16 protein-coding genes are annotated in these 13,079 nt (G+C 37.1%); 13 read left to right on the forward strand and 3 right to left on the reverse strand.

Annotated features, from left to right (window positions below):
* Nucleotide 1: 1 nt before the first annotated feature.
* From yqeH to BAMA_RS10260, 7 genes are all read left to right on the forward strand, one after another.
* On the forward strand, nt 2–1,108 hold the full coding sequence (gene yqeH, locus BAMA_RS10230) for a ribosome biogenesis GTPase YqeH (RefSeq protein ID WP_034638761.1): 1,107 nt from the start codon (nt 2–4) through the stop codon (nt 1,106–1,108).
* 14 nt (nt 1,109–1,122) lie between these two features.
* Nucleotides 1,123–1,956: a shikimate dehydrogenase gene (gene aroE, locus BAMA_RS10235; RefSeq protein ID WP_034638762.1), complete on the forward strand. Its 834-nt coding sequence runs from the start codon at nt 1,123–1,125 to the stop codon at nt 1,954–1,956.
* A gap of 6 nt (nt 1,957–1,962) precedes the next feature.
* Nucleotides 1,963–2,259, forward strand: a complete 297-nt coding sequence (yhbY, locus tag BAMA_RS10240; RefSeq protein ID WP_034638764.1) for a ribosome assembly RNA-binding protein YhbY — start codon at nt 1,963–1,965, stop codon at nt 2,257–2,259.
* 115 nt (nt 2,260–2,374) lie between these two features.
* Nucleotides 2,375–2,944, forward strand: coding sequence for a nicotinate-nucleotide adenylyltransferase (locus BAMA_RS10245; RefSeq protein WP_034638765.1), 570 nt, complete (start codon nt 2,375–2,377; stop codon nt 2,942–2,944).
* Entirely contained in the window at nt 2,934–3,503 is a 570-nt protein-coding gene (gene yqeK / locus BAMA_RS10250) for a bis(5'-nucleosyl)-tetraphosphatase (symmetrical) YqeK (protein ID WP_034638766.1), read from the forward strand. Before BAMA_RS10245 ends, yqeK begins: the two co-directional genes overlap by 11 nt.
* A complete protein-coding gene (rsfS, locus tag BAMA_RS10255) occupies nt 3,500–3,856 on the forward strand; it encodes a ribosome silencing factor (protein WP_034638768.1) in 357 nt (118 codons plus the stop codon). Before yqeK ends, rsfS begins: the two co-directional genes overlap by 4 nt.
* A complete protein-coding gene (locus BAMA_RS10260) occupies nt 3,853–4,602 on the forward strand; it encodes a class I SAM-dependent DNA methyltransferase (RefSeq protein ID WP_034638770.1) in 750 nt (249 codons plus the stop codon). The genes rsfS and BAMA_RS10260 overlap by 4 nt, the downstream gene beginning before the upstream one ends.
* A gap of 290 nt (nt 4,603–4,892) precedes the next feature.
* Here the strand turns inward: BAMA_RS10260 and comER are convergent, their stop codons facing one another.
* A complete protein-coding gene (comER, locus tag BAMA_RS10265; protein ID WP_034638771.1) occupies nt 4,893–5,720 on the reverse strand; it encodes a late competence protein ComER in 828 nt (275 codons plus the stop codon).
* A gap of 79 nt (nt 5,721–5,799) precedes the next feature.
* On the opposite strand from comER, the gene BAMA_RS10270 reads away from it, so the two are divergent.
* The 3 genes from BAMA_RS10270 (at nt 5,800) to BAMA_RS10280 (ending at nt 9,474) form a co-directional block, all read left to right on the forward strand.
* Nucleotides 5,800–6,402 carry a helix-hairpin-helix domain-containing protein gene (locus tag BAMA_RS10270; RefSeq protein ID WP_034638772.1) on the forward strand — a complete coding sequence of 201 codons (603 nt, stop codon included), beginning with the start codon at nt 5,800–5,802 and terminating at the stop codon, nt 6,400–6,402.
* 63 nt (nt 6,403–6,465) lie between these two features.
* The gene (locus tag BAMA_RS10275; protein ID WP_034638773.1) at nt 6,466–6,921 is read left to right on the forward strand and encodes a ComE operon protein 2; all 456 of its coding nucleotides are present in this window, start codon (nt 6,466–6,468) and stop codon (nt 6,919–6,921) included.
* Between the two features lie 195 nt (nt 6,922–7,116).
* Nucleotides 7,117–9,474, forward strand: a complete 2,358-nt coding sequence (locus tag BAMA_RS10280) for a DNA internalization-related competence protein ComEC/Rec2 (RefSeq protein ID WP_034638775.1) — start codon at nt 7,117–7,119, stop codon at nt 9,472–9,474.
* Here BAMA_RS10280 and BAMA_RS23970 read toward each other — a convergent pair.
* Complete coding sequence (locus BAMA_RS23970; RefSeq protein WP_034638777.1) at nt 9,461–9,595, reverse strand: YqzM family protein; 135 nt, start codon at nt 9,593–9,595, stop codon at nt 9,461–9,463. The genes BAMA_RS10280 and BAMA_RS23970 overlap by 14 nt on opposite strands.
* Before the next feature lie 315 nt (nt 9,596–9,910).
* Here BAMA_RS23970 and holA point away from each other — a divergent pair, with 315 nt between their 5' ends.
* The gene (gene holA / locus BAMA_RS10290; protein ID WP_034638951.1) at nt 9,911–10,924 is read left to right on the forward strand and encodes a DNA polymerase III subunit delta; all 1,014 of its coding nucleotides are present in this window, start codon (nt 9,911–9,913) and stop codon (nt 10,922–10,924) included.
* A 99-nt stretch (nt 10,925–11,023) separates the two neighbouring features.
* On the opposite strand, the gene rpsT is transcribed toward holA, so the two are convergent.
* On the reverse strand, nt 11,024–11,281 hold the full coding sequence (gene rpsT / locus BAMA_RS10295) for a 30S ribosomal protein S20 (protein WP_034638779.1): 258 nt from the start codon (nt 11,279–11,281) through the stop codon (nt 11,024–11,026).
* 181 nt (nt 11,282–11,462) lie between these two features.
* Here rpsT and gpr point away from each other — a divergent pair, with 181 nt between their 5' ends.
* Nucleotides 11,463–12,563, forward strand: a complete 1,101-nt coding sequence (gpr, locus tag BAMA_RS10300; protein ID WP_034638781.1) for a GPR endopeptidase — start codon at nt 11,463–11,465, stop codon at nt 12,561–12,563.
* A gap of 21 nt (nt 12,564–12,584) precedes the next feature.
* On the forward strand, nt 12,585–12,971 hold the full coding sequence (locus BAMA_RS10305) for a DUF3679 domain-containing protein (protein ID WP_051758919.1): 387 nt from the start codon (nt 12,585–12,587) through the stop codon (nt 12,969–12,971).
* Nucleotides 12,972–13,079: the final 108 nt, after the last annotated feature.

Genomic DNA, 13,079 nt, shown 5'->3' on the forward strand with positions numbered 1-13,079 from the left:
TTTGACTGAAATGATTAAATGTATTGGTTGCGGCGTTGCAATCCAAACGGAAAATAAAAATGAGCTTGGCTATGCCCCGGCTTCTTCGTTAGAGAAAGAGAGTGTTATTTGTCAACGTTGTTTTCGACTAAAGAATTACAACGAAATTCAAGATGTTTCCTTAACAGATGATGACTTTTTACGCATTTTAAACGGCATTGGAAAGTCAGATGCACTCGTTGTAAAAATTGTTGATATATTTGATTTCAATGGTAGCTGGCTACCGGGTCTTCACCGTTTTGTTGGTGGTAATAAAGTGCTTCTTGTCGGAAATAAAGCAGACTTAATTCCGAAATCAGTAAAGCATGAAAAGTTGACGCATTGGATGCGATATAGTGCGAAGCAACTTGGCTTAAAGCCAGAAGATGTCTTTTTAATTAGTGCAGCAAAAGGACAAGGAATTGAAGAACTTGCACAAGCAATTGAAGAGCATCGTAATGGAAAAGATGTATATGTTGTTGGTTGTACAAATGTTGGGAAATCAACATTCATTAACCGCATCATTAAAACATTTAGTGATGAAACAGAAAACGTAATCACAACTTCTCATTTCCCAGGGACAACACTTGATTTAATTGACATACCACTTGATGAAACATCATCACTATACGATACACCAGGTATCATTAATCACCATCAAATGGCACATTTTGTTGGAAAGCAAAGCTTGAAAATGATTACGCCAACGAAAGAAATTAAGCCGATGGTATTTCAATTAAATGAAGAACAAACACTGTTCTTCGGTGGTTTAGCTCGCTTTGACTACATGAAGGGTGGACGTCGCTCCTTCGTTTGTCATCTATCAAACCGTCTTCCAATTCACCGTACGAAGCTTGAGAAGGCTGATGATTTATATGAAAATCATGCTGGGGATTTATTGAATCCACCTACACCAGAAGAGCTTAAGAGTATGCCACCGCTTGTGAAATATGAATTCACAATTCGTGAGCCAAAAACAGATGTTGTTTTTTCAGGTTTAGGATGGGTAACAGTGAACGAGGCTGGAGCAAAAATTGTTGCACATGTACCAAAGGGAGTTAGTGTTTCATTACGTAAATCTTTAATTTAAACTGGAGAGGACTTATGAAACAATTATATGGGGTAATCGGAAATCCAATTGGACATTCATTGTCGCCGCATATGCAAAATGATGCTTTTTTGCACTGTGGTATTGATGCGCATTATCATGCATTTCTTGTAGAGGAAAGTAAGTTAAGTGAAGCAGTGGCTGGTTTGAAGGCAATTGGAATCGCTGGTTTTAACGTAACAACACCGCATAAAGTTTCGATTATGCAGTATTTAGATGAAATCGATCCGTTAGCAAAACAAATTGGAGCGGTTAATACGGTACTGCATGAAGACGGGAAGTTAATTGGTTATAATACAGATGGAATCGGATATGTTCGATCATTGCAATCTATTCGTAACGAGCCGTTGCAAAATAAACGTATATTGCTTCTTGGAGCTGGCGGAGCGGCTCGTGCCATTTATTTCTCATTAATTGCTGCAGGTGTACAAGAAATTGATGTTGCAAACCGTACGGTAGGAAAAGCGAGGGAGCTTATCAACGCTTGTAACGATGCTGTAAAATCCTCTGCATTTTCGTTAGAGGAAGCAAGGGAGATGTCAGCGAACTACGACGTCATTATTCAGACAACAACGATTGGCATGTATCCGAATGTAGAGGACACACCTTTGCCGATTATTTCTTTAAAGGCTGGGACAATCGTGTCTGATATTATTTACAACCCGTTTGAAACAAAGTTATTGCAAGAAGCAAAAGAGAAAGGTGCAACTGTTCAAAATGGCATTGATATGTTTGTGTACCAAGGTGCGCTTGCATTTGAAATTTGGACAGGGCATTTTCCAAATATAGAACGAATGAAACAGTTCGTTATTAGAAAGCTTGGAGGCTAAAATAGTATGTTAACAGGAAAACAAAAACGATTTTTACGTGCGAAAGCACATCATTTAACACCAATTTTTCAAGTTGGAAAAGGCGGCGTAAATGAAAATATGATTAAGCAAATTGCTGAGGCGTTAGAGGCTCGTGAATTATTTAAAGTGAGCGTATTGCAAAACTGTGAATTTGACCGCCGTGAAGTCGCGGAGGAGCTTGCAGAAGGTGCAAATGCTGAAATAGTACAAGTAATTGGCAGTACAATTGTGTTATATAAAGAATCCAGAGAAAATAAACAAATTTTCCTTCCGAGAATTTAATTGTATAAGCAATCTGAAGGTTGTTCACTTTTCACATAAATGATGTAACGATGAGCAGTGAGCCAGTGCAGTGGCTTACTGCTTTCGTTTAGCATTCGTAGAAGGAGTGTTTCCTTTGAAGAAAATCGGAATTATTGGTGGGACGTTTGATCCACCCCATAATGGGCACTTGTTAATTGCAAATGAAGTATACGATGCATTGCAGTTAGATGAAGTTTGGTTTTTACCAAATCAAATTCCACCTCATAAACGTGGACGAAACATTACAAGTGTCGAAAAAAGGTTACATATGCTCCGCATTGCTACGCAGCATGAAGAGCACTTTTCGATTTGTATAGCAGAGCTCGAGCGTGAAGGTCCATCCTATACATATGATACAATGTTACAGTTAACGAAAGAGCATCCAGACATGCAATTCCACTTTATTATTGGTGGAGACATGGTTGAGTATTTACCGAAGTGGTACAAAATTGATGAGCTGATGAAACTTGTTACGTTTGTCGGTGTAGCAAGACCTGGGTATACGCTCGCGACTCCTTATCCAATTGTAACAGTAGAAATTCCGGAGTTTGCAGTATCTTCTTCTTTGTTACGTGAACGATATGAAAAGAAGAAAACATGTAAATACTTGCTTCCGGAAGAAGTACAACAATATATTGAGAGGACGGGGCTGTATGAATCGTAAAGAGGCGCTTGAAATTGTGAGAAAGCAAATGCATGAGAAACGTTACATTCATACAATTGGCGTTATGGAAACGGCAATTGAGCTTGCGCGGCAGTATGGTGTAGATGAGAAAAAAGCAGAACTTGCAGCGATTTTTCATGATTATGCAAAATGTAGGTCGATTCCGGAAATGGAAGAGATTATTAAGCGAGAAAATTTGCCGAAAGATTTACTTCAGTATAATAAAGAATTATGGCATGCGCCAGTTGGGGCATACTTAGTAGAAAAAGAGGTTGGCATTACGGAGTGTGACATTTTACAGGCGATTAGCTACCATACAAGTGGTCATGAGAATATGACGATGCTTGATAAAGTGATTTATGTAGCAGATTATATTGAGCCAGGCCGTAAGTTCCCAGGTGTTGATGAAGCGCGTAAACTTGCCAGGGAAAATTTAGATGAAGCGCTATTATTTGCGTTAAAACGTACGATTCAATTTTTAATGGAAAAAAATCAGACAATTTATCCGTTAACATTTCAAACATACAATGCAGTGATTAAGGAGGATTTTACAAAATGACAGATAGAGAATTATTAGTAGTAGCAGCCAGAGCGGCTGATGACAAGAAAGCAGAAGATATTGTTGTACTAAATATGAAGGGGATTTCTCCAGTTGCAGATTACTTTGTAATTTGTCACGGTAATTCAGATAAGCAAGTACAAGCGATTGCGCGTGAAATTAAAGCGAAAGCGCATGAAGTACAAATTGATGTGAAACGTATGGAAGGATTTGATGAGGCGCGCTGGGTGTTAGTTGACCTTGGTGATGTAGTAGCTCATATTTTCCATAAAGATGAGCGTAACCACTACAATTTAGAACGTCTTTGGGGCGATGTGCCACGTGAAGATATTATAGAAGAGTTAAGCGAATGAGATACGAACAATTTGCTTTGCTGTATGATGAATTAATGAATGATGTCCCTTATGATAAGTGGGTTGAGTTCACGAAGCAAAGTTTAACGCAGGCTGGGATGAATGAAGCGAAAATTCTTGATGTTGCTTGTGGAACGGGAAATGTAACACTTCCTCTTGTGCAAGAAGGATACGATGTAGTTGGAGTAGACCTTTCGGAGGAAATGTTAACAGTAGCGCAGCAAAAATTAGGTGAAGAGGGGCATATGATTCCATTTTACCAACAAGATATGCGGGAATTAGATGTTCCAGGCGAATTTGACTGTGTAGCAATTTTTTGTGACTCGTTAAATTATTTATTGCAAGAGGACCATATTAAAGAAACATTTAGACGTGTTTATCATCATTTACATACAGATGGCTTATTTTTATTTGATATACATTCTCTTTATAAAATTCATCACGTCTTTCAAAATGAAACGTATACCATAAACGGTGATGAAATTGCATTGATTTGGAACTGCTTCCCTGGTGAAGAGCCAAATAGCGTTGAACATGATTTAACGTTTTTTGTGAAAGATGATGAAGATGATATGTATCATCGTTTTGATGAATTACATGTGCAACGTGGATACTCTGTAGAAGATATTACAAAGTGGCTTGAAGAGAGTGGTTTTACTATTCTTCGTGTGACCGGAGATTTTGAGCGTGCAGAAGTGACGGAACAAACGGAGCGTATTTTCTTTATGGCAAAGAAAACCCTTTAATTTTTATAAAGAAGCTTGCATTCAAAAGTGTTATTTGAATGCTGGCTTTTTTTTATTTCGCTATTTGCGGGCTGTAAAAGTCCGATTGGTTCAACTAACAATCAGTGGGGGATGGAGAACCCCCCACTGATTGAAGTTTCACTTTATTAAAAATTTTTAGTGTTCCAAAGTGGTATTTTATTATGAATGAAATAGAAAAATTAATACTTTAAAAATAAAAACGTGCCAATTTTACTTTGGCACGTGTGAAGAAAAAAGAAAGGAATCTGTTTCATTTTGTTGTATATATCCTATGAATGCTTGTTAAATTGTTGTTCCACCTCTTCAATGTCTTCGTTATATTTTGCATGTGTTCGCTCAAACACTTGGTGAAACATATCTCCAACACTCTCTTCTAAAATGCGAATCCCTTCTCCGGTTACACCGCCTTTTACACATACCTTTTCTTGTAAGGTTGGCAAGGTGAAAATTTGCTTTTCTAACAACTTTCCCATTCCGATAATCATTTCGCTTGCCAAAATCGTTGCTTCTTCTTCTGTTATATTTGTTTTCTCTGTAGCTGCAATAATAAAACGTTGTAATAAGTAACTAAAGAAAGCTGGGCCACAGCTTGCAATGTCAGAAGAAACTCTTGTAATGTCATCTTTAATTACAACTGGTGTGGAAATTTTATTGAATAGATTAAGTAGTTGATTTCTTCGTTTTGCTGGGCAATTCTCTCCAAAAGTGATCAAGGAAACACCAGCTAATGCTCGGTTTGTAATACTGGGAATAATTCGAGCGACTTGACACGGCACAATACTTTCTAATTGCGCGGCTGATATTGGACTTGTAATGGAAACAAGGCATTTCTCATTTGTAAGCTCAGCGTTATGTTCTGTCAAAATGGGGTAGATATCTAAAGGTTTTACGCAAATGAAAATGATATCTGAGCGTTGAATGACTTCTTGAATTGTTTTTGCTATATGGATAGACGGATGCCGTTCTTTTATATGATATGCCTTTGCGAAAGTACGATTAATAATAGTAAGGCACGAAGGTTTGACCGCGCGAGATTCTATGAATGCATCAATAAGTATATTCCCCATATTACCTGTTCCTATAATTCCTATATTCATTGTTTCATCCCCTCCTTCGTAACATCTTTCTCCTAAACAATATGAAGGATTATTAAGTTTTATGAATTGGAGGTATAAAATGATGGTGAATTTGCATAAGAAATGGGTTGTTTTGATGGGTGTCATCGGAGTGATTGGATTGTTATTTGTTTTGCAAACGAAGGGGGAACAAACAACAAAAGTAGTTGAATTTGAAGAGGAAATTGAAGAAAATTCGAGAGAGAAAATGATAAAAGATACTGCTTTAAAGGGAAAATCAAATATGATTATGATCGATATAAAAGGAGCGGTATTACAGGAAGGGGTCTACGAATTAAAGAGTGGTTCTCGTGTGAAAGATGGGATTGCAAAAGCTGGTGGATTTTCGCAGGAAGCGGATAAATCAAAAGTAAATTTGGCACAAGTTGCTCAAGATGAGATGATGATTTATGTGCCGAAAATAGGGGAACAAGTACAAGGAGCTGCTGTGGTAGAAGGGGAAGAAGAACAAAAAATCCACATCAATTTAGCTGAGAAAGAAGAATTGGAAAGGATACCTGGAATTGGTCCGCAAAAAGCAGAAAATATTATGAGACACAGGGAAGAGCATGGTTTGTTTCAAAAACTAGACGATTTATTAGAAGTAGATGGGATTGGGGAAAAATCGCTTGAAAAAATAAAAGATCACATAATTATTCCGTAAAGGATTGACTATCTTTTTCGTCGTTCGCTACACTGTAAAGAGACAAAAAAGTAGGTGAAGAAAATGGAACGAATTTCATGGGATCAATATTTTATGACGCAAAGCCATTTATTATCGCTGCGCAGTACGTGTACAAGACTTGCTGTTGGAGCAACAATTATTCGTGATAAGCGTATTATTGCAGGTGGATATAACGGTTCAATTGCTGATGGTGTGCACTGCATTGATGAAGGGTGTTACGTCATTGAGAATCACTGTGTTCGAACAATTCATGCAGAAATGAATGCATTATTGCAGTGTGCGAAATTTGGCGTGAAAACAGAAGATGCTGAAATTTATGTTACGCATTTCCCGTGTTTGCAATGCTGCAAAGCGATTATTCAAAGTGGCATAACAGCTGTTTATTATGCACAAGACTACAAAAATCATCCATATGCAGTGGAATTGTTCCAACAAGCAAATGTAAAAGTCATTCATGTTCCTTTAGAATATGGAATTACTCAGATAGAGGAACAATAAAGTGAAACTCCACTCAGTGGGGGCTTCATTCCCCACTGAGTGTTAGTTTGATGAAGCGGGCTTTCACAGTTTGTTAATCCTCTCTTTGCTTCTCTTTCTTAAGTTTTGAGAAGCCTGTTAATGTGGCATAAAGTTAGATGAGGCGTTACTTTCTTGTAACGGAGTAGCGACTTGTGAAAATGAGGTGAATGTAAATTGCAACGGAAATGGGGATATATTGCAATTTCCATTGTATTCGGAATAACAGCGGCTATCTTTTCATTGTCAATGTTTCTAATCGTTTTATTATGCTGTTACTTAGCTTTCTGCTTATACCGTAACTCCTATCATATTTTCTTCTTCGTAATCTTTGCATGTATAGTTAGTTACGTGTATACATCTTATGTTCACTCTCAAAACATCCCCCGCGCCACTTCTGGTGAACTAATGCTCCGAGCAACAATCGATACAACTCCTCTCATAGATGGGGATCGCCTTACTGCTCGAATTAAAGGAGAGAGAGGAGAGCGACTCCAACTTTCTTATAAAATTTCATCTCATGAACAAAAAGAAAAATTAATAAAACTACAACCAGGTATGGTATGTGTATTTCAGGGGAAGCAGAACGAACCTTATAGAGCAAGGAATTTCCATGCTTTTGATTATCGTGATTATTTGTTGAAGCGATATACTCACTTTATATTTGAAGCAGTCACTATATCTCATTGTGTACAACAAGAAACATCTTTTGTACATTGGCTATTGTCGCTCAGACAGTCCTCAGTCTCCCATATAGCGGATGTATTACCAAAACAGTCCGCTGCCTTTATGAACGCTCTTTTGTTTGGAGATAGGCAATATATGACGTCTGATGTAGAGGGGCAATATCAATTATTCGGACTTGTACATTTGTTAGCAATATCAGGTTCTCATATTGTGTTATTAACAGCAATTTGCTATTTCATATTGCTTCGCGTTGGTGTAACGCGAGAAAGTGCAACGATGGTATTAATCGTTTGCATCCCATTATATATGTTTTTTGCTGGTGCATCCGCATCTGTTGTAAGAGCATCTTTAATGGGGGTTATTGTGTTGTGGGCGGTTGTTTATACAGTGCGATTATGTAGTATAGATGCAATTAGTATAACTGCAATTATTATGCTTTTTTATGATCCATATGTGTTATTTGATATTGGTTTTCAATTTTCTTTTGTTGGAAGTTTAGCGTTACTACTTTCCTCTTCACATTTATTAAATACTCAAGAGAATCTCATTAAAAGTGCGGTATACGTATCTCTTCTTTCGCAGCTTGCGAGTATGCCAATACTTCTTTATCATTTTGGTTATTTCTCCCCGTATAGTGTTCTCCTAAATATAATATACGTTCCATTTCTTTCTCTTTTTGTGTTACCTTGTTGCATCGTTATTGCACTTCTTATGTTACTTTTTCCTCTTTTAGCGACGTGGCTTGCGAAGGTATTGTCCTTTTGTATTACTCTCTCTAATGATTTATTAAAGTATTGTGAGGCGTTACCGTTTGTTCAGTTGACATTTGGTGTGACGTCTCCGTTACTTGTTGTTGTATATTGTTGCAGTATACTTTCGATATTTCTTTCATGGGAGGGGTTGATATGGAAAAAGTATCGTTCCATATGCATCGGAATATTTTTATTGATTAGCATAGGGCATTATATGTTTCCTTATGTGAAAGGGACAGGAAAAGTAACTTTTATTGATGTTGGACAAGGTGATGCGATTTTAATTCGTTTACCGTATGAAAAAGGAACATATTTAATTGATACTGGTGGGGCGCTTTTAATAAAAAAAGAAAAATGGCAACAAAAAAAGAATGAATTTACTATTGGAGAGGATATTTTAATCCCATTTTTACGAAAAGAAGGCGTGAGAGAAATTGATAAGCTTATTTTGACACATGGCGATATGGATCATGTTGGAGCAGCGAAAGAAGTATTACAATCTATCCCAGTTAAAGAAGTTATATTTGGGAAAAAGAAACAAGATGCGCAGTTAGAAAGTGAAATAAAGCAACTTGCACATAAGAAAAATATCCCCGTTCATATGGCAAAAGAGGGAGAAAAATGGATAGCAGGTGATGCGGAATTCACTGTTTTAGCACCGGAAGGGGATGAAGAAGGAGATAACGATGCTTCTATCGTCTTGTTTGCGAGTATGGGTAATAGAACATGGTTATTTACAGGTGATTTAGAAGAGAGAGGAGAAAAGGAGCTTGTAGAAACATATCCAAATTTACGTGCAGACATTTTAAAGGTTGGTCACCACGGTAGTAAAACATCATCCACAGTACAGTTTTTAGATCATGTTAAGCCGAAAGTAGCAGTGATTTCTGCTGGAGAGAAAAATAGATACGGTCATCCAAATAAAGAAGTGGTAGATCGTTTAATAGAACGCGGGATTGAAGTATGGAGAACAGATAAACAAGGGGCGGTTTCATATGTTTTTCAAGGAGAGAAAGGAACGTTTCAAAGTAAATTGACATATGATGAAGCACAGAAAAAAAGAAGACTGCCACGCGCAGCCTTTAAGAACCGATAAATTTAATTACTGTTGCGATAACGAATAGTGTTGCGAAAAAACCAAATGAAACGATAAAACCAACTGCTGAATCAACAGCGTCATTACGTTCACATTGAACGCTTTGTTCCAATTCATTCATTTCGAATCCCCCCCAACATTCAACTTTAGTATAAAATATTGTCAGAAAAAAATCTACAATTTATAAAGCATATAAAATGGATAAATAAAAAATTGTTTCCAAAGGTACTAACAGTTGACATCTATAGTTAAAAGGGTCATGTAAATAATAAAGAGAAGGTGTTTACCGCTTACTGATAAGTAACCCGGGGCTTATTCGGTAGCGTTTTTATATAGATAAAGGAGCGGGTACAATCTCCCTGCTCCTTTGGACTTGTAAAAAGGTTTCTTGCCTATTACTATGGAATATAACGAAGAGTTAGAGAGTAGGGCAAAAATGAGTGAGGTACATAAAAAAATAAAAAAGAAACAGTTTGCACCGTTATATTTATTATATGGGACAGAGACGTATTTTATAAATGAAACAATGCAGTTGTTAATGTCTGAAGCGCTTGAGGAAGAGGATCGTGAATTTAATGTTGTAACATATGATTTAGAAGAATCGTATGTAGAAGAAGCACTTGAAGATGCACGGACACTTCCTTTTTTTGGTGAGCGAAAAATTATTATAATGAAGTCACCGTTCTTTTTGACAGCACAAAAAGAAAAGTTAGAACAAAATATAAAGGCATTAGAAGAATATATCGCAGAGCCATCGCCATTTGCGATTGTTGTATTTATTGCGCCTTATGAAAAATTGGATGAGCGAAAAAAAATTACGAAATTGTTAAAGAAAACAGCAGAAGTAGTAGAGGCCAACGCAATGCAGGTTCAAGATGTTCAAAAGTGGATTGTGGGCCGTGCAGAAGAGGATCATGTTGATATTGAAGATCGTGCGACAAAACTATTGTTAGAGCTGACGGGTGGCAATATTACAACATTAGCAAAGGAAATGGACAAACTTATGTTGTATGTTGGCATCGGTGGTGAAATTACAGAAAGCCTGGTTACAGAGCTTGTTCCAAAATCTGTTGAGCAAAATGTATTTGTGTTAACAGAAAAGGTTGTAAAGCGTGATATTGCAGGGGCGATGCATATTTTAGATAGCTTATTTACACAACAAGAAGAACCGATTAAGTTGTTAGCACTTCTTGTTAGTCAATTCCGTTTGCTCTATCAAGTAAAAGAATTGCAGCAAAGAGGTTATGGACAAAATCAGATTGCATCGCATATTGGTGTTCATCCATATCGCGTAAAATTAGCGATGAACCAAACAAATGCTTTCTCGTTTGAAGCATTAAAGAAAGTGATCCATGAATTAGCTGAGGCGGATTATAATATGAAAACAGGAAAAATGGATAAACGTCTCGTGTTAGAATTTTTTGTGATGCGTTTAAAACATATCGGTTAGTGAAAGAATGTTCATGTAGTTTTTACATGAACATTTTTTATTAGAAAAATTTTTTTAGTATAAAAAAAACGACCCTAAAAGGATCGTTTTGCAAACGGCTTACGCGTTTACTTGTTTCGCTAAGCGAGATTTTTGACGAGCTGCAGCGTTTTGGTGGATAAGACCTTTACGAGCTGCTTTGTCAAGTTTTTTAGAAGCTACTTTGTATGCTTCTTTTGCTGTTTCAAGATCGTTATTGTTAACTAAAGCTTCTACAGTTTTAACAGCTGTACGCATGTCAGACTTGATAGAAGCGTTATGTGCACGACGCTCTTCGCTAAGTTTAGCGCGTTTGATAGCAGATTTAATGTTTGCCATATATTTCACCTCCCTGGTGCGATCGAGTGACTCGATACTTACATAGAACAAGTGATATTCTACCAAACGAAAACGATAATTGCAATAGCGTTATCGATGAAATTTCGATATAGGAAAAGAATGGCTCTCAATATTTTTGGGAAATCTAATGTTATTTACAAAAAGTAGTGGAGGAGATTGTATGCGTGAACCGCTTGATTTAAGTAAATATGGGATTCGAACAGACCTTGCAGTCGAAGCGCATCAAATGTTGCAAGAACAAGAAGAAAAAACGAGTATTCAAGGTGTTATTGTTAAAGAGCGTGAAGAAGATGGTATTACGATTACAAAAGTAGTTGTTGACGAAAATGCGTCTGAGATGATGGGAAAAAAAGCTGGAAATTACTTAACATTAGAAGTACAAGGAATTCGTCAGCAAGATACGGAGCTGCAACAACAGGTAGAGCGTGTTTTTGCAAAAGAATTTTCTCATTTTCTTGAAGAGATTGGAATCACTCGTGAGGCAAGTTGTTTAATTGTTGGTCTTGGAAATTGGAATGTAACACCTGACGCGTTAGGGCCAATTGTTGTAGAGAATGTTCTTGTTACACGTCATTTATTTGAGTTGCAACCTGAAAATGTTGCAGAAGGCTTTCGTCGAGTGAGTGCAATTCGTCCGGGGGTTATGGGAATTACAGGTATCGAAACAAGTGACGTCATCTTTGGGATTATCGAAAAAACGAAGCCAGATTTTGTCATCGCAATTGATGCGCTCGCAGCTCGTTCTATTGAACGGGTGAATAGTACGATTCAAATTTCTGATACAGGGATACATCCTGGATCGGGAGTTGGGAACAAGCGAAAAGAACTTAGTAAAGAAACGCTTGGGATCCCTGTTATTGCAATTGGTATCCCGACTGTTGTAGATGCAGTGTCGATTACAAGTGATACAATTGATTACATTTTGAAACATTTCGGGCGTGAAATGAAAGAAGGGGATAAACCATCTCGTTCTTTGCTACCAGCTGGGTTTACATTTGGCGAAAAGAAAAAGTTAACGGAAGAAGATTTACCAGATGAAAAAAGTCGTAATATGTTTTTAGGTGCAGTTGGTACTCTTGAGGAGGAAGAGAAACGGAAGTTAATTTATGAAGTGCTAGCGCCGCTTGGTCATAATTTAATGGTGACCCCAAAAGAGGTTGATGCCTTTATTGAAGATATGGCGAATGTCATTGCAAGTGGGTTAAATGCAGCGCTTCATCATCAAATTGACCAAGATAATACAGGAGCATATACACATTAATGTGTAAAGGGGATGTTCCTAGTGGATGGATTTACCCGTAAATATGTGATAATTGTTATTATTATGTTTTGTGTCGTATTTGTTGGAATGCAGATAACAAGTAATGGGCTAAAGCAGATGAAAGGTTATAGTGATTTGACCTTTGAAGAGGTTACAAGCTTAACAGGAACTGCTCGGACTGGTATAGAAGAAACACTTTTTAAAAAGTCTTTTTCGATTACAGAAAAGAAAAGGCAGTTAGAAGAATTGAAAAGTTTTAATATGTTAGAAGGAGCAGGGAAAGGTGTAACGCTGCTTGTGAAAAGCTTTGTTCGTACTTGTACGAATATCGTTATAGATAAAATACAATCGTTGTTTTCTTTGATGGGCACAAAGGAAAAAGGGCTATCTTACAAAAGGGTAAGATAGCTTTTTCATTATGTGTAGAAAAGGTTTGTCTAATGTTTTAAGATTGCATATGATAAAAGTGAGATTATTTGCTAAAAATGCAACACCAGTTTTCATTGAATCTTTGCC

Origin of the sequence: Bacillus manliponensis, from assembly GCF_000712595.1 — a bacterium.
In the GTDB taxonomy this organism is placed as follows: Bacteria; Bacillota; Bacilli; order Bacillales; family Bacillaceae_G; genus Bacillus_A; species Bacillus_A manliponensis.